Origin of the sequence: Ruegeria discodermiae (genome assembly GCF_030758345.1) — a bacterium.
Lineage (GTDB): Bacteria > Pseudomonadota > Alphaproteobacteria > Rhodobacterales > Rhodobacteraceae > Ruegeria_C.
Genome location: NZ_JAVAMO010000004.1, coordinates 225,573 through 242,648, shown reverse-complemented (window position 1 = coordinate 242,648; position 17,076 = coordinate 225,573). Strand labels below are relative to the sequence as shown.

The following is a 17,076-nucleotide window of genomic DNA, read 5'->3' as shown; positions in this document are numbered from 1 at the left end:
TTATGCTAACCGGCCATCTCCTGCGGCGGAATGATCGCGCCGCGATGCGCGATCACCCGCGCTGCCAGATTGTGGCCGCGCCGCATCGCCTCGTGATCCGAGCCGCCCTCGGCAATGGCCGCCAGATAGCCCGCATTGAAACTGTCACCGGCGGCGGTGCTGTCGATCACCTGATCCACCCGCGCCAGACCATCCGGCACCGATCCATCGGCCAGGCTCAACGGCCCCTCGGCCCCGCGTTTCAGCGCCCCACGTTTTACGCCGGCCTTGGTCAGCCGGGCCAGAACCGCGTTCTCATTGCTGTCTCCAAACAGCGCCATTTCATCATCGACCGAGGGCATTGCGAGATCGGACGACCTCCAGAACCGCATGGTCCAGTCGCGCGCTGTTTCGGAATCTTCCCACAGCGTTGGCCGGTAATTGCTGTCAAAGGCTAACCACCCCCCCGCTTCGCGGAACCTGTCGATCCGCTCGGCCAGCAGGGCGCGGACCGCATCAGGCAGGATCGCAAGCGTAATGGCCGAAAGATAGACCAGATCGAACTGATCCAGCACATCCGGTGTTACTTCGCACGGCGCAGAAAACAATGTGCGCGCCGCCGAATCCGAGCGCCAGTAGGTAAAACTGCGCTCACCGCTTGCATCGGTGTCGATGGCGTAGAGGCCGGGGGATTTGTCCGCGCGCCGCTCGATATGCGTCGTGTCGAGGTCATGCGTGGCCATATCGTCCAGAATACGCGTCGAGAACCGGTCGGTCCCAAGCGCAGTCACATAAGAGACAGTCGTGTCCGCCCCGGGCAGCAAGCGTTTGAGGTAGACGGCAGTGTTATAGCTGTCCCCGGCGATGCCCAGCCGGGTTTGGCCCTGTGGATCGGTCGACAACTCGATCATCACTTCGCCGATGCAGGCAAGCCTGCGGATGCTACGCTTGGGCGTCATGGTCGGGGTCTCTCCGTCAGGGTCAGATATCGCCAAATGTGGCCCGTACCTGTGCCCAGGCTTCGGCAAGGTGGTCGCGCAGGGCCGCTTCGGCAGCATCGGGATCGCGCATCAGGATGCCTTCGAAGATCGCCTGATGCGCCTCGTAATTACGCTGGTTGCGCTCGGGCAGCCGTGGCATGCGCATCCATTGCGGCGCGAGCCAGGTGGTATAGGCGCGTTGCACCGCAGGCAGGACCGGGTTGCCCGAAATGTTGAAGAACACGGCATGGAATTGGGTGTCGGTCAGATAAAACAATTCGGAGTCGTTAATCGCCATCCGGTTTTCGTCCAGCGCATATTTGAGCGCTGCGATGTCATCACGCGTCGCGTCCTTTGCGGCCTCGCGCACCAGGGCGGCCTCGACCATGATGCGGGTCTCAAACAGATTGCGCACGCCGCCCGGCTGATTCAGCAGATGCCCGACCACGCCGCTGATCGTTGCTATCGCAGTGTCAAAGCCCGGCTTGCGCACCACGGGGCGGTACCGGGGCCGGGTCTCGACCAGGCCCCTGCTCGACAACGTCTGCACCGCCTCACGGACCACCGTGCGCGAGATGTCGAACTCTTCCATCAACTCGCGTTCCGAGGGCAACGGGTAGCCGTCCGCCAATCGGCCGGATCTGATCCTGTCTTCCAGTGACTGAACGATCTGGTCAGCGGCCCGACCCGATCTTGCGCCTGTGTTCAAATCTGTGACTCCTGTCTCACGAGCCCCTCGGCTGGCAGAGTTGGCGAAACGCCTCATTTTGTCATACAAAATGGGCGCGAGAAATGCAATATGGGCGAGATTGCGAGGGATTTTCTGGAAATGCTCTAGGTTTGGTTGTACCAAATTATTCAGCCAACATCTTGCGCACCCGCTAGAGCAGCGAGGCGCATTCCGGTACCGGAGATTTGACCCGGCCGGAGCGCTTATGCAGCAAGAGGTTTTCCGCCGCCAATTGTCCCATCGCGGCACGGGTTTCCACGGTCGCGCTGCCAATATGCGGTGTAAGGATCGCGCGGGGATGGGCGCGCAGGGCGTGAGGGATGTGAGGTTCGTTCTCGAACACATCCAGCCCCGCCCAACCAAGGTGACCCTCCTGCAGTGCCACTACAAGCGCTGCCTCGTCGACAACTGAGCCGCGCCCGACATTGATCAGAACGCCTTGGGGACCCAGTGCGGCGATGACCTCGGCATTCACCATGTGCCGCGTGGCGGCACCACCTGGTATCACGCAGATCAGCGCATCCACGGAATGGGCCAGCTTGACCAGATCGTCATAAAACGCATAGCCGACATCCTTGCGCGCACGGGCCGTGTAGCAAATGGTACAGCCGAAAGCTTCGAGCTTTCGGGCAATCGCCATACCGATTCGGCCCAATCCCAGAATGCCGACGGTCCGCCCATCTGCGCTCTGAGCCAGGGGCAGTTCGCCCTCGGTTTGCCACCGACCTGTCCGGGCCTGTGCCATTTGAGCTTCCCAGTTGCGGTAGCAGGACAGGTAAAGCAGCAAGGCGGTGCTGGCGACCTCTTCGTTCAGCACATCCGGAGTATGGGTGACCAGCACCCCGCGCTCGACCACTGCATCGGTGTCGATTGCGTCATACCCGACACCGTTGCTTGAAATCAGTTCCAGCGCGGGCAGAGTGTTCAGATAGGCGGCAGGCAGGCCCAAATGCCCGTCGGTCAACACATATCGGATACCTGCGCCATTTTTGTCCAGCCAGAGCTGCGGATCAGCCATGTCCGATACGTGATGCAGCGTAAAGTCTGCATCTAACAGGGCGCGCATGTGTTCGGTCAGCGGGGCTAAAACAAGAAGGTCACTCATCCCGATTTCAGTGATTGTCTCTAGGCAGCGATTTGCGCGAGATGTCTCGATATTCTGGTGCATCCCGCAACACCATGCCCTTGTCGAAAGGCTGCACGAGTTCGCGGAAATACTGCTGCCAGGGCGACTGGCTATCCGGGACAGGATAGCCGCCCCGCGCCTGCAAATCCGCCCTGCGCGCCGCCAGTTCTGACTCGTCCACCAGCATATCCGCCGTCCCTTTGCTCAGGTCGAACCTGACCCGATCCCCGGTCCGCAGCAGCGCCAGACCGCCGCCATCCGCCGCCTCGGGCGAGGCGTTCAGAATGGACGGCGAGCCGGAGGTTCCCGATTGCCGCCCATCGCCGACACAAGGCAGCGCGTCGATCCCGCGTTTCAGCAGATAGGCGGGGGGGCGCATGTTCACCACCTCGGCCCCGCCGGGATAGCCCTTGGGGCCCGCGCCACGCATGAACAGGATGCAGGTCTCGTCGATCTCTTCTGCCGGGTCATCGATTCGGTGATGAAAATCCTCCGGCCCGTCGAAGACCACCGCGCGCCCTTCAAAGGCGTTTGGATCATCGGGGTTTGACAGGTAGCGGGCGCGGAAATCCGCGCTGATGACGCTGGTTTTCAGGATCGCGCTGTCAAACAGGTTGCCCTTGAGGTTGATGAATCCCGCCTCAGGTTTCAACGCCTGAGCAAGGGGCCGGATAACGTCTGCATTGCCCGAGCGCACAGATCGGCAATTATCACCCATGCTATGCCCGTTTGCGGTGATCGCCCCAGGGTGGGGTAGCAGCCCGGCCGCCAGCAACTCTCCGATCACCGCCGGCACGCCCCCGGCGCGGTGGTAGTCTTCACCCAGATAGGTACCGGCAGGCTGAAGATTGACCAGCAAAGGCACCTGATGGCCCACTGCCTGCCAGTCGTCATTGTCCAGCGGCACGCCCAGATGCCGGGCGATGCCGTTGAGGTGGATGGGTGCATTGGTCGACCCGCCGATGGCGGAGTTGATGACGATAGCATTCTCGAAGGCCGCGCGGGTCATGATGTCGCTGGGGCGCAAGTCCTCCCAGACCATGTCTACGATCCGTCTGCCAGTCTCATAGCTGATCTGCCCGCGCTCGCGATAGGGCGCAGGGATTGCCGCCGCGCCGGGCAGTTGCATGCCAAGCGCTTCGGCCAGCGAATTCATCGTGGTTGCCGTGCCCATCGTGTTGCAATAACCCACCGAAGGGGCTGACGCAGCAGCGATCTCCATGAACTCGTTATCGTCGATCTCACCGGCGGCCAGCAATTCGCGCGCCTTCCAGATCACGGTTCCCGACCCGGCACGCTCGCCTTGGTACCAGCCGTTCAGCATTGGCCCGACGCTCAGCGCAATGGCGGGCACATTCACCGTGGCGGCGGCCATCAGCAGCGCAGGCGTGGTCTTGTCACAGCCGATATTCAGCACCACTCCGTCGATCGGATAACCGAACAGCGTCTCGACCAGTGACAGATAGGCGAGGTTGCGGTCTAGCATGGCCGTGGGCCGCTTGCCGGTCTCCTGTATGGGGTGCACGGGGATCTCCAGCGGTGTGCCGCCCGCTGCGATGATCCCGTCGCGCACGCGCTTGGTCAGTTCCAGATGGTGCCGGTTGCACGGGCTCAGGTCGCTTCCGGTCTGGGCAATGGCGATGATCGGCTTGCCGGATTGCAGCTCTTCCCGGGTCAGCCCGTAGTTCAGATAGCGCTCAAGATAGAGCGCGGTCATCTCCGGGTTTTCCGGGTTCATGAACCATTGCCGTGATCGCAGGTCTTCGGGCTTTACTTTCGCCATGATTTCCCCTCCCATGAGTTTTGTCGGACCAAATTTGACGTTAGCGCAATCAGACAGGAAGCGGCGCGGGGCTGCAAGGGCGAATTTTGGCCTGTAGCTTTACGGAGATGCCATCTGGTCGACTGGGAAAGGGGACGGGATATGCAATCAGAACTGAAAGTCGCGGTGCTAGGGACCGGTTTGATGGGATTTCCGATGGCTCGGAACCTCTGTTCTGGGGGCTTTGACATTGCCGTATGGAACCGCAGCGCCGACAAGGCCGCACCCTTGGCCGGCTTCGGTGCGCGGGTCGCCGCCACGGCTGCTGATGCGGTCGCCGGGGCGCATGTCGTGATCAGCATGCTGTCGGATGGCGCGGCGGTGCTGGATCTTGCCGGGCAGGAAGATCTGCGCGCGGCATTGGGGCAGGGGGCGACATGGATCGACATGTCCAGCACCAAACCGCAGGAGGCGCGGGCGCTGGCGACCAGCTTGCAGCAGATCGGCGTTCAGGTGCTGGATGCGCCCGTCTCGGGCGGAACGCGTGGGGCAGAGCAGGCAAGCCTTGCCATCATGGTCGGTGGCGCCCCGGAGGTGCTGGAGCACGCCCGTCCCGTCCTGCAGGCGCTGGGGAGGCCGGTACATGTGGGGCCAACCGGGTCGGGGCAATTGGCGAAACTTGCCAATCAGACCATCGTTGCCATCACCATCGGCGCCGTGGCCGAGGCCACGCTGCTGTTGGAGGCTGGCGGGGCGGATGTGGCGGCGGTGCGTGACGCGCTGAAAGGCGGATTTGCCGACAGCACCATCCTGCAACAGCACGGTGCTCGGATGAGCGCCCGTGATTTCGCGCCGGGCGGGCCCTCGCATTTGCAGGTCAAGGACCTGGACAACGCTTTGGCAGAGGCAGAGGGTCTGAGCCTTGTGTTGCCCACGGCCAGCGCAATCCGTGACCGGTTCCAACGATATGTGAGTGGTCTGGATGGCGGCGAGCGTGATCATTCGGGCCTGTATGAGGAATTGCTGGACTTGAATGGATTGAAATCATGAGACAGGTTCTGATTCTCGGCGGCGGTGGCATGGTCGGGCAAAAGTTGTTGTCGCGACTGATGGCAGACGGTTTGAACGGTGATCGCGACCTACAGGTCACGTTGCACGACCTCGCATTTGCGGGGGCAGCCCCAGAAGGCGTGGCTCAGGTCACGGGCGATCTGTCGCAAACGGGCGCGGTCGCAGCGCTGACTCAAGCGCGCCCTGACGTGATCTTCGATCTCGCCTCGATTGTGTCAGGCGAAGCCGAACGCGATTTCGACAAAGGGTGGCAGGTCAACATGTTCGCAATGTGGCACCTGCTGAGCGCCATCAAGGCTGAACACGCGGCCAGTGGCGGAACCTATTGCCCCCGTTTGGTTTTTACTTCGTCGATCGCGGTGTTCGGGGGGCCTTATCCCGATAAGATCGACGATACGTTCCTGTCGGCGCCGCAAACCAGCTATGGGGCGCAGAAAGCCGTGAGTGAAGCGATGCTGAACGATTTCAGCCGCAAGGGGTTTCTTGAGGGCATCTCGATCCGTCTGCCCACGATCACGGTGCGTCCGGGCAAGGCGAACCTAGCTGCCTCGTCCTTCTTTTCCTCAATCATCCGTGAACCGCTCAATGGCCAGATTGCGATCCTGCCGGTGCCAGACACCGTGCGCCACTGGCATGCCTCGCCCCGATCCGCAGCGGGGTTTCTGACCCATGCCGCAACGCTGGATCTGGAGCGTCTGGCGGGGCGAAGGGCACTCAACATGCCGGGGCTGAGTTGCACGGTCGCCGAGCAGATAGAGGCGCTGCGCCGGGCCGCTGGTCAATCGGCGGTCGATCTGATCCGCTATGAACCAGACACTGAGATCATGCGCATCGTCGAAGGATGGCCGCGCGATTTCGACACCGTTCGGGCGCGTGATCTGGGGTTCGTGGCCGAGCGCAGTTATGACGAGATCATTGCGGTCTATATGGCCGATGACATGGGCCGGGCCTAAATATCGGCCCGGCTGTGCTCGGATGGCAGCAGGTTGCGCGACAGGTGATTGTGGATGCGCTGCCGGATGAGGTCCTCGTCATGAGCCAATGCTGCTTCGAGAATTCCGCGATGCTCTTCGACGTTTTCCGCGATATAGGAAAACTCCCGGTCGCTACTGATCATCTGCTGGCGGAACTGTTGGTATATCCGCGCATGGGTCTGTTTGAGAACGTCCGATCCGCAGGCTTCGATCAGGGTCTGGTGAAACTCCAGCTCCGCCTCGGTCCAGAGCGTCAGCAGCTTGGGTGCGCCCATGCCACCGCCAATCCGGCTTTCGATATGGGACAGTTTGTGATGCGCCGCCGCCAGGCGCGCCTCCCATGCGACACCGCCATTGCGGATCGACCGGCACGCCCCTTCCGATTCCAGAAGGATTCGGAATTGCGTCAGATCATGCTGAAGGGCGGGTGAGCGCTGCGGGATGCGAAAGCCGCGCTGCTCCTGAAAATCGACAAGCCCCACGGTGGACAAGCGGAACAGGGCTTCGCGCACCGCGCTGGCGGAACAATTGCAGTCTTTTCGCAACGCTTCCGGCCTAAGCCGTTGTCCCGGCGCGAATTCCCCATTCACAACGCGGTCGCGCAGAATGTCATGAAGCGAGGGCGTCGGGGTCATGAAGCTGCTCCAAATTACTGGTTTAAAATACGCAAAGAATTTCGCGGAACAACTTGATTTACGAAATTTTTCAAAACCGCACAATTATCTTGTCAGAAAATCGGGGCCTGACTAGTTTAGTCATACCAAATTCGGCGGAGGGAAGAGGAGCCGTCCGTCGAATCTGAAAAACCAGGGAGGACATAATGAAATTACTCAGGACATTTTCGGTTGCAGTATCGGCTGCGGCTTTATCGGTTGGGGCGGCGCTTTCGGCCTCGGCAGAGACCACCACGCTGCGCATTCAGACCCATTTCTCACCCGAGACGCTGTCTGGCCAACTGGCCAAGAAATTTGTCGATGATGTCACCGCCATGTCCAATGGTGAGATTGAAATCGAGATGTTTTATTCCTCTGCCGTCGTAAAATCGGCTGAGACTTTTGACGCGGCCGCGACCGGCATTCTCGATTGCGACATGACCGGCGGGGCCTATCAGACCGGCAAGAACCCGGCATTCCAGTTCGCGGGCGACCTGATGGGCGGCTATGCCAACCCCTATCAGCAGATGGCCTGGCTATTGCATGGTGATGGTCGTGAGAAGATCAACGAGCTCTATAACGGCCACAACATGCAGTTCATTGGCTGGTGGATTCCGGGGCCTGAATCGCTGTCTTCGACCAAGCCGATCAGCAGTGTCGAAGATTTCAAGGATTGGAAATTCCGCTCGCCTCCGGGCATGGCGACACTGGTATTCAAGAATCTCGGTGCCTCGCCCATCGTGATGGATTTCAACGAAATCTTCACAGCGCTGGAAACCGGTATCATCGACGGTGCGGATGCGGCCAACCTGACCAACAACATTGGTCTGGGCCTTTATGACATCGCCAAGCATACCAACTATCCGGGCTTCCACTCGATGCCGGCTGACCATCTGGCCTGCCGCATGGATGTGTGGGAGGCAATGCCAGACCACCACAAGGCCATCATGGAAGTGGCCATGGATTCGCTGGCGCTGCACAACGCCACGCTGAACGAGGTCAAGAACGCGCAGAACGCCAAGCTGCTGCGGGATCAGGGCGTGAACCTCTATGAATGGTCGCCCGAAGAGCTTGCTAAGTTCCGCCAGGCGGTGAAGGCCGGTTGGACGGAGTTTGCCACCACGCCGGAATCCAAGGAACTGCTGAACAGCCATATCGAGTTCCTGACCGGCATGGGTGCGATGTAACCCAGCACACGTGCTTTGCACAATATGCGAAGGCCGGCAGGGCGCAGACAGCCCTGCCGACTTATCCAAAATCTGACAACCGATATCTGACAGACTGGCGCAGGATGAAGATCACCGGGATCACCAGCCATGTGCTGCAGTACGACCTGCCGGAACCGTTGGGCTATTCGCAGCAATATTACAGCAAACGCAGCGCACATCTGGTCAGGGTTGAGACCGATGCAGGGCTGACCGGCTGGGGAGAGTGCTTTGGCCCCGGATCTGTGGCATTGGCCAATAAAACCATCGTCGAGCGCGTAATTCAGCCCATGGTGCTGGGTATGGACGCACTGGACCGCGATGTGATCTGGCACAAGGTCTACAATCTTCTGCGTGATCACGGGCAGAAAGGCATGCCAATGCAGGCATTGTCCGGGGTCGATATCGCGCTTTGGGACGTTGCGGGCAAGGCGGCGGGCCTGCCCGTGCATAAGCTGATCGGCGGCGCCCATCGCAGCGATGTTCCGGTCTATGGCTATGGCATGATGCTGCGCGATGAACCCGTCGCTGACCTGGCCCGCCGGTTCGAGGATGAGGCCGTCGCAATTCGCGAAATGGGCTTTGTCGCCACCAAGATGAAGGTCGGGTTCGGCCCGAAACCGGATATCGCACTGGCCCAAGCTGTGCGCCGCAGCGTCGGAGATGACTTCCCGTTTATGGTCGATGCTAACCATTGTTATACGACCAGCGATGCCTTCTATGTCGGGCGGGCGCTGGAGGAACTGGACGCCTATTGGTTCGAAGAACCCGTCGCGCCCGAAGATCATGACGGCTATCGCGAGTTGCGGGCGGGGCTGAAGATCAACATCTCGGGTGGCGAGGCAGAGTTCGGGCGCTGGGGCTGGCGCCAGATACTGGAGAACCGGGGGCTGGACATCGCCCAGCCAGAGGTTTGCGCATTGGGAGGCATCACCGAATACCTGCGGGTGCTGGCGCTGTGCCACGCGCACTTCACGCCGGTGGTGAACCATGTCTGGGGCTCGGCCATCGCGGTGGCGGCGAACTTACAGCTTCTGGCGGCGATGCCGCCGATGCCGGGTGGGCTGCACCCGTGGGAGCCGATGCTCGAATTCGACACGACCGACAACAGGTTCCGCGACGAATTGCTGACCGAGCCGCTCGATATTCAGCGACAGGTTCAAAAGAACGGTGGTCGCGTGACGGTACCGACCGGGCCGGGCCTGGGCGTTGAGCCTGACCCGGATATCATCCGGCACTATGAGATCACATAAGAAAGGGAGGGGACGTCTTGAAAGAGGAAACCGGTGGATTTTGGGAATGGGTGATCCCCTTTGCCTTTCTGATCTGCACGGGCTGGGCGATCTGGCACACGCCCGCCTACATTCTGGATTTCATCCCGCCAGACAATCCCAGCCTGTTCGACCAGATGAGCGAATTGCATCAACGCAAGGATGTGGTCCCCGGACTGCCGGGGCTGTTCGGCGGGTTTGCCGATGTGCTGGACTGGGCCGCGCTAGTGCTGATCCCGATCATCTTCGTGATCGGCTGTCTGAACGTGAAGGTCGCGCCGATGGAATACCCGCATTGGCGCTCGATCGACCGGATCGCCCTGTTCATCGGCCGGGTCACGATGATGATGATCATCTCTATGACCGGCGTGATGCTCTATGAGGTGTTCCTGCGCTACGTGATTGAGGCCCCGACGCTTTGGGCCAATGAGCTGACGCTATGGATCGCGGGGTTCGTGTTCATGGCATCGGGCATCTATGCCATGCAGCAGCGCAGCCATATCCGGATCTTCATTATTTATGATCTGGCGCCCCGCTGGATGCAGAAGCTCTTCGACACGATTTCGGTCATATTGCTGGCGGTCTTTGCCTTCTTTCTGGTCTTTGGCAGCTACCACCAGGTGTTTGTCACGAAATTCTACAAATGGGAGATGTTCGGCACTGCTTTCGACCCTCCCATTCCGGCCACTATGCAGCCCATGGTGCTGATCACCATCGTGCTGGTCGCCCTGCAGGCCTTGGTTAACCTGATCGCCGACTGGAACCTGGAGCCGACCGTGCATTCGGCGGCGGATGATATCGACGAAGAAGAACTAGAAGCAATCAAACGCAGCGTGGGGTCTGACTGATGGATGTAGGAACGATCTCACTTGTTCTGGTTTTTGGCCTGATCATTCTGCTGGCGATCGGGATGCCGCTGGGCTTTGCCTCTGCCGTGCTGGCGCTGGCGGTTATGATCATGAAATTCGAGCCGGAGTTGATCTTCAACCCGCTCAGCTTTGGCGAAGGGATGCTGACCGGGCGGCCCGGCACAGGCGCGCTTTATATCCTGACCCAGAAGATATTCGATCTCTTAACGGAATATGTGCTCATATCCGTGCCCTTGTTCATCTTCATGGCGGCGCTGCTGGAACGATCCGGTATCGCGAAAGAGATGTATAACGCGCTGGATTTCTGGCTCAGCCGGGTGCGCGGCGGGATTGCGATTGTCACCTCGCTGATGGCGGTGATCATGGCGGCCATGTCTGGGATCATCGGCGGTGAGGTTGTGCTGCTGGGCCTGATCGCGCTGCCGCAGATGCTGCGGCTGGGCTATAATCAGAACCTGGCCATCGGCACGATCTGTGCCTCCGGTTCACTGGGCACGATGATTCCGCCCTCGATTGTTCTGATCATCTATGGGCTGATCACCGAAACCTCGATCAAGGCGCTGTTTACCGGGGCCTTTGTGCCGGGCTTCATGCTGGCCAGTTTCATCATCCTCTATATCGTGATCCGCACCCAGCTGAGGCCCGAGGACGCGCCGCTGCCCGAACCGCAGCCCGGCGATCCGACCGGGGTGCAGAAGCTGGGTATGTTTGCGGCCTTCCTGTCTATCCTGCTGGCGGGGGTTTCTGCCCTGCTGCTGGTGCGGGTCGGATTCCTGACGCTCACCGGTCAGAACGCGGCGCTCGGCGAGAATGTCGATCCGATCGCACTCGGTATGCCGCATCATATCCCGTGGCTGGCCATTTGCTTTGTTGTTGGGCTGGCGCTGATCTTTGTCATCTTCGGGCGCGAGCGCTCAAAGCTCGGTTGGGCGCATGGCAAGGGGTTGGTGCCGCCGTTTACGGTAATCGGCGTGGTGCTCGGCTCGATCTATGGAGGCATTACCGGGATTACCGAAGCCGCTGGCATGGGCGCGATGGCGGTGTTCATCATCGCGCTGTTTCGGGGGGAAGCCTCGGTCGCGCTAGTCTGGGATAGCCTGATGCGCACGCTGCGCTCTACCGGTACGATCATCTGGGTCACCGTGGGCGCGGCGGCACTGTCCGGGGCCTACACGCTGGCGGGCGGTCCGCGCTACATCGCTGATCTGATCGTGGGGGCTGAAATGCCAACGATGCTGGTGCTGCTGACCATGATGCTGATCCTGCTCTTCATGGGCGCGTTCATGGATTGGGTCGGGATCGTTCTGCTGATCATCCCGGTTTTCCTGCCCATCGTGCAGCGCCTGCCCATCGAAGAGATCGGTTTCATCGGTCAACTCAGCCCGCAGCATGTGTCGATCTGGTTCGGGGTGTTATTCTGTATGAACATGCAGGTCAGTTTCCTGTCTCCACCCTTTGGACCGGCGGCATTCTATCTCAAATCCGTGGCCCCGCCGCATATCTCGCTGACCGATATCTTCCGCGGTTTCCTGCCCTTTATCGGTGTGCAGCTTGTGGCGCTGGCGGTGCTGCTGATCTGGCCGTCCATCGTGACCGTACTGCTTTAGAGAGGGAGGGCGTCTCATGCTGTCCGAAACCCAAATCCGCCAGTTCCGGCAAGACGGATATCTGGTTGTGGAAAACGTGATCGACACGACGACACTGGATGCGGTGCAAGCCGAATATGCCGGGCTGTTGGATGGGCTCTATGAGGGGTGGCAGCGCCAGGGTCTGCTACCCGTGCCCGATCCCGGATGGAGCTTTTGGGAGAGGCTGGATCGCATCCGCGCCGCCGGGTTGGAGTGGTTCCAGCCGATGGATATCAGCCTGCCTCATGACGGGATCACCGAAGACACGCCGATGCATTTCGGTCCCGCCGTGTTCGACCTACTGACCCATCGGCGCATTCTGGACATCGTCGAGACGCTGATCGGAGGAGAGATCACCTCGAACCCGATCCAGCATGTACGGATCAAACCCCCGCAACGCGAGGTCCCGGGCGATGAGGCGCGGGCGCATATCGTCTCAACCGCCTGGCATCAGGATCAGGGCGTGACGCTTGAAGAAGCTGACGAGACGGATTTCGTGACCGTCTGGATCGCGGTGACGGATGCCAATGTCAGGAACGGATGCCTGCAACTGATCCCCAACCCGCCCGCTGAAATGCTGCCGCATTGCCCGCAAGGTCAGACCGCCATCGCGCCCGGCCATCTTGATGCGTCGCGCGCGGTCGCGGCTGAGATCGGGGCAGGGGGGATCATCCTGATTGACCCGTATACGCCCCATAGTGCCGGGCCAAACCGGTCGGACGGGTATCGCTGGTCCTTTGACATTCGCTACAACGTGATAGGGCAACCAACGGGGCGGCCTCAGTTTCCAGATTTTGTCGCGCGTTCTCGTGCGGCGCCGGAAACCGAGCTCAAGGACTGGCGCATGTGGCTGCAAAGCTGGCGGGACGCCCGCCATCATCTGGCCAATACCGCGCATAGGCCGCAGCACCGCTGGCCAGCGGATGCGCCGTTCTGTGCATGAGGGACAGGTGAAGCGCATTCTCGTCATAGGGGCCGGGCTGATCGGCAGTCGTCATGTGCAGGCGGTGCGCCAGCATCCGCGCTGCCATCTTGCCGGGGTGGTTGATGCGGATCCGGCGCGCTCGGATGGAACGGCACCGTTCTTTCAGGATCTCTTTGATGTAGATGTGGAGGTTGACGGCGCGATCATTGCAACGCCGACCGGGCTGCATCACCCACAGGGCGCGCATTGCGCCGCGCGCGGCTGGCATATGCTGATCGAAAAGCCCGTGGCGACCACGGTGGAACAAGCGCATGAACTGGCATGCAGCGCGGCGCGGGCAAATGTGCGCTGTCTCGTCGGGCATCACCGCCGCTATCACCCGGCTGTGCGCCAACTGCGCGAGGTGATCACCTCCGGGGCCATAGGCGATCCGGTGAATTCGACGCTGATCTGGTCGATGCGCAAGCCCGACGACTATTTCCACACGCTCTGGCGTCAGTCCGAGGGCAGCCCGGTGATGATCAATCTGGTCCATGACATCGACCTGCTGCGTTTCGTGCTGGGCGAGATCACCGATATCTGCGGCTTTGGCACGGATCATCAGCGCAACGGTGCACGGGTTGAAAGCGGGGCTGTGGCGCTTCGGTTCGACTCCGGTGCTTGCGGGACAATCAGCTTCGCCGATACCACGCCAAGCCCCTGGGGGTTCGAGGCGGCAACGGATGAAAACCCCAACATCGCGAGCAGCGGTCAGGATATGTGGTGGATCACCGGCACAAAAGGCGCCGTTTCTTTCCCATCTCTGACGCTCTGGACCGGTGCGCAAGACTGGTCGCAAGCACCTCAGCCCGCGCAATTGCCGGTGCAAAGCGCTGTCCCGCTTGAGGCGCAGCTCGATCACTTTATCGACGTGATAGGTGGGGATACTGCGCCGATCATCAATCTGGAAGATGCCAGCCGGACGCTTGAGGCAACCTGCCGGATCGAGGCCCTGCTGGCCGCCGATATCAAGACCCGCAAGGGTGCGCATGTGCCTGAATTTGCAAAATCCTAACGCCTGGGAGGGCTGTAAATGAACAAACCTGACATCGGATTCATCGGTCTCGGTCTTATGGGTTCGGCCATGGTCAACCGGCTGCAGGATCGGGGCTATCATGTGACGGTCACCGCCAACCGGTCCCGTCCCAATATCGATGCGGCGGTGGCGCGCGGTGCGGCTGAGATCGGCACCGCGCGGGAGGTTGCCGAAGCCAGCGATGTGGTGATGCTGTGTATGGACACTTCGGCCAGTGTGGAGGGCCGGATGCGTGGCCCCGATGGCGTGATCGCCGGGTTGCGGCCTGGCGCTGTGGTGGTGGATTTCGGCACCTCGCTGCCCGCCAGCACCCGGGCGCTGGCCGCAGAGGTCGCCGACGCCGGAGGCAGCTATCTGGATGCGCCGCTGGGCCGGACGCCCTCACATGCGCTGGAGGGGCAGCTCAACATCATGACGGCGGGGGACAAGGCGGCGTATGACAGGGTCAAGCCGGTGCTGGATGATCTGGGCGAGAATGTCTTTCATCTAGGTGACACGGGTGCGGGCCACACCACGAAACTGATCAACAATTTCTTCGGCATGACCGTGGCCAATGCCATGGCCGAGGCTTTCGCCATGGCCGATATCGCCGGTGTGCCGCGGCAGAGCGTCTACGACGTGATGGCCGCCGGGCCGCTGCATTCGGGCATGATGGATTTCGTCAAGGCCTATGGGGTTGATGGCAATCCGGCGATGCTGGCCTTTGCCATCAAGAATGCCGCCAAGGATGTGGGCTATTACGACCAGATGGCACGTGATGCGGGGGTTTCCTCGCAGATGGCCCCGGCGGCGCTGGGCGCGCTGCGCGAAGCGGTGGATGAAGGGCGCGGCGATGACATGGTCAGCCAGATGCTTGACCACTTTGTGGCGCGTTTCGCGACCAAACCGGGCTGAGGCATTGACGGCCCCGGTGCTCTCTGACCGTCCCACGCTGGGCATCGTGATGATGCTGACGGCCTATCTGCTGTTTTCCGTCGTCGATACCTCGGTCAAATGGATGCTGGCGCTGGGGCTTCCGGCCTTGCAACTGGCCTTCTTGCGCTATGCGGGCCATTTCGTGATCTCGCTCAGCGAGGCGGGGCTGCGCGGGTTGGGGCCGATTGCGCCCATTCGCAGGCATTTCGGGCTCTTGACGCTCCGGGCGGCGTCGCTGGCTTTGGCGACGGTCGGTAACTTCTTTGTGCTGACCTACCTGTCGCTGACGCTTGTCTCCGCGATCATGTTCTCGGCCCCGATCATCGTCTGCCTGCTATCCGTCCCGCTGCTGGGAGAGCATGTCGGGCCCTGGCGCTGGGGCGCGATCCTGTTGGGATTTGTTGGCGTGCTGGTGGCCATCAACCCGTTTGGCGCTGATTTCCACTGGGCGGCACCGCTCGCGATCCTGAATGCGACGGGCCTTGCGATTTATGCCCTGCTGACCCGGCATCTGGCGGGTGAGGTCAGCAGCCGCACCATGCAGTTCTTTACCGGCGCGGTGGGGACGGTACTTCTTGCGCCGTTTGCCATTGCGATCTGGCAGCCCTCTTCCGATCCTTTGGTCCTGACGCTGTGGGTGGCATTGGGAGCCTGCGCCTGGGCCGGGCACGAGCTTCTGACCCGCGCACATCGCTTTGCCACGGCAAGCGTGCTGATGCCGTTCTCCTACAGCTTTCTCATCTACCTCACGATCGCCAGTTATATCGTGTTTGATCAACTGCCAGATGCCGCGACCTTGCTGGGCGCGGCGCTGATCGTTCTGTCCGGCGTGATCATCTGGCAACGGGAACGCAAGCGGGATCGTCCTGCTGGCGCGGTATCTTAGCGCGCCATTCAAATAGGGCACGGGGTGTCTTCCGGACCGCCCGGCGCATTGCATAGCGCCTGAAACCCCGGCTTGAACCGGCGCCAAGGCGCCAGACGCAACACCGGTGACACCGGAAGAAACTGGGAAGTTGATATGCGAGTAGGTGTAATTGGACTGGGCGACATGGGCAGCGGGCTGGCCAGGAACCTGATAGCAAACGGATTTGAGACCTGTGGTCTGGACCTGGATGATGCGCGGATGCAGGCCTTTGCGGATATGGGCGGTGCGCCTGCGGTAAGCGCCGCCGAGGTTGGGGCGCGTTCCGACGCGGTCTATGTCATGGTGATGAACGGCGATCAGGCCAAATCGGTCATTCTGGGCGAGGACGGCCTGATCGGCCAGATGCAGCCTCGCGGCGCGGTGATCCTGACCGCCACGATCAAACCCGCCGAGGCGCGCGAAATCGGCGCGGCGATGGAGGGCTCGGGCATCCACCTGATTGACAGCCCGGTCTCGGGCGGGTTTCCCGGCGCGCAGGGTGGAACGCTCACCATGATGGCGGCAGGTGAGGCGGACGTGCTGGATCGTTTCGCACCGGTGATGGAGGCGGTCTCGGCCACGATCCACCGGGTTGGGACGCAGCCGGGCGAGGGGCAGGTGGTCAAGGCCTGCCTGCAATCGCTGATCGGTGCCATGTTCGGCGCAACCTTCGAAGCAGCGGCATTGGCCGCCAAGGCAGGGGTGAGCGGTGAGGTGCTTTACAACGTGGTCTCCACCTCAAGCGCGGGCTGCGGCATCACCAACACCGCCCTTGGCAATATCATCGATCGCAAGTTCGAGGGGACCGGCTCGGGCATCGGGACCATGCACAAGGACTTGACCATCTCGCTCAGCATGGCCGAAGAGCTTGGCGTGCCGCTTTTCATGGCGGCGAGCGCGATGCAGATCTTCCACCAGGGCAAAACCAAGTACCCACATGGCGATAACTGGATCTGTGCCTGCGTGATGGAAGAAATCGTCGGCGCGGAACTGCATCGCTAGGGAG

The 17,076-nt window shown here is 61.2% G+C and carries 16 protein-coding genes; 11 read left to right on the top strand and 5 right to left on the bottom strand.

What is annotated here, in order from left to right:
• Nucleotides 1-5: 5 nt before the first annotated feature.
• The 4 genes from Q5Y75_RS12330 to Q5Y75_RS12315 all read right to left on the bottom strand — a co-directional run bounded on the left by Q5Y75_RS12330 (nucleotide 6) and on the right by Q5Y75_RS12315 (nucleotide 4,598).
• A complete protein-coding gene (locus tag Q5Y75_RS12330; RefSeq protein WP_306197734.1) occupies nucleotides 6-938 on the bottom strand; it encodes a sugar kinase in 933 nt (310 codons plus the stop codon).
• Nucleotides 939-960: 22 nt separating this feature from the next.
• The gene (locus Q5Y75_RS12325) at nucleotides 961-1,668 is read right to left on the bottom strand and encodes an FCD domain-containing protein (protein ID WP_306197732.1); all 708 of its coding nucleotides are present in this window, start codon (nucleotides 1,666-1,668) and stop codon (nucleotides 961-963) included.
• 172 nt (nucleotides 1,669-1,840) lie between these two features.
• The gene (locus tag Q5Y75_RS12320) at nucleotides 1,841-2,794 is read right to left on the bottom strand and encodes a 2-hydroxyacid dehydrogenase (protein ID WP_306197729.1); all 954 of its coding nucleotides are present in this window, start codon (nucleotides 2,792-2,794) and stop codon (nucleotides 1,841-1,843) included.
• 7 nt (nucleotides 2,795-2,801) lie between these two features.
• A complete protein-coding gene (locus tag Q5Y75_RS12315) occupies nucleotides 2,802-4,598 on the bottom strand; it encodes an IlvD/Edd family dehydratase (protein WP_306197727.1) in 1,797 nt (598 codons plus the stop codon).
• Between the two features lie 141 nt (nucleotides 4,599-4,739).
• Here Q5Y75_RS12315 and Q5Y75_RS12310 point away from each other — a divergent pair, with 141 nt between their 5' ends.
• Nucleotides 4,740-5,627: an NAD(P)-dependent oxidoreductase gene (locus Q5Y75_RS12310; RefSeq protein ID WP_306197725.1), complete on the top strand. Its 888-nt coding sequence runs from the start codon at nucleotides 4,740-4,742 to the stop codon at nucleotides 5,625-5,627.
• Complete coding sequence (gene denD / locus Q5Y75_RS12305) at nucleotides 5,624-6,601, top strand: D-erythronate dehydrogenase (RefSeq protein WP_306197723.1); 978 nt, start codon at nucleotides 5,624-5,626, stop codon at nucleotides 6,599-6,601. Before Q5Y75_RS12310 ends, denD begins: the two co-directional genes overlap by 4 nt.
• On the opposite strand, the gene Q5Y75_RS12300 is transcribed toward denD, so the two are convergent.
• Nucleotides 6,598-7,257, bottom strand: coding sequence for a GntR family transcriptional regulator (locus Q5Y75_RS12300; RefSeq protein ID WP_306197721.1), 660 nt, complete (start codon nucleotides 7,255-7,257; stop codon nucleotides 6,598-6,600). The genes denD and Q5Y75_RS12300 overlap by 4 nt on opposite strands.
• Before the next feature lie 185 nt (nucleotides 7,258-7,442).
• Between Q5Y75_RS12300 and Q5Y75_RS12295 the strand changes: the two genes are divergently transcribed.
• From Q5Y75_RS12295 to Q5Y75_RS12255, 9 genes are all read left to right on the top strand, one after another.
• A complete protein-coding gene (locus Q5Y75_RS12295; protein ID WP_306197719.1) occupies nucleotides 7,443-8,462 on the top strand; it encodes a TRAP transporter substrate-binding protein in 1,020 nt (339 codons plus the stop codon).
• Nucleotides 8,463-8,566: 104 nt separating this feature from the next.
• Complete coding sequence (locus tag Q5Y75_RS12290) at nucleotides 8,567-9,733, top strand: mandelate racemase/muconate lactonizing enzyme family protein (protein ID WP_306197717.1); 1,167 nt, start codon at nucleotides 8,567-8,569, stop codon at nucleotides 9,731-9,733.
• Nucleotides 9,734-9,750: 17 nt separating this feature from the next.
• The gene (locus Q5Y75_RS12285) at nucleotides 9,751-10,599 is read left to right on the top strand and encodes a TRAP transporter small permease subunit (protein WP_306197715.1); all 849 of its coding nucleotides are present in this window, start codon (nucleotides 9,751-9,753) and stop codon (nucleotides 10,597-10,599) included.
• Nucleotides 10,599-12,227, top strand: a complete 1,629-nt coding sequence (locus tag Q5Y75_RS12280) for a TRAP transporter large permease (RefSeq protein WP_306197711.1) — start codon at nucleotides 10,599-10,601, stop codon at nucleotides 12,225-12,227. Before Q5Y75_RS12285 ends, Q5Y75_RS12280 begins: the two co-directional genes overlap by 1 nt.
• Before the next feature lie 16 nt (nucleotides 12,228-12,243).
• On the top strand, nucleotides 12,244-13,191 hold the full coding sequence (locus tag Q5Y75_RS12275) for a phytanoyl-CoA dioxygenase family protein (RefSeq protein ID WP_306197710.1): 948 nt from the start codon (nucleotides 12,244-12,246) through the stop codon (nucleotides 13,189-13,191).
• Nucleotides 13,192-13,198: 7 nt separating this feature from the next.
• Nucleotides 13,199-14,227: a Gfo/Idh/MocA family protein gene (locus Q5Y75_RS12270; RefSeq protein ID WP_306197708.1), complete on the top strand. Its 1,029-nt coding sequence runs from the start codon at nucleotides 13,199-13,201 to the stop codon at nucleotides 14,225-14,227.
• A gap of 18 nt (nucleotides 14,228-14,245) precedes the next feature.
• Complete coding sequence (locus tag Q5Y75_RS12265; protein ID WP_306197705.1) at nucleotides 14,246-15,142, top strand: NAD(P)-dependent oxidoreductase; 897 nt, start codon at nucleotides 14,246-14,248, stop codon at nucleotides 15,140-15,142.
• Between the two features lie 16 nt (nucleotides 15,143-15,158).
• Nucleotides 15,159-16,049, top strand: coding sequence for a DMT family transporter (locus Q5Y75_RS12260; protein ID WP_306197703.1), 891 nt, complete (start codon nucleotides 15,159-15,161; stop codon nucleotides 16,047-16,049).
• Nucleotides 16,050-16,184: 135 nt separating this feature from the next.
• Nucleotides 16,185-17,072, top strand: coding sequence for an NAD(P)-dependent oxidoreductase (locus tag Q5Y75_RS12255; protein WP_306197701.1), 888 nt, complete (start codon nucleotides 16,185-16,187; stop codon nucleotides 17,070-17,072).
• Nucleotides 17,073-17,076 lie beyond the last annotated feature (4 nt).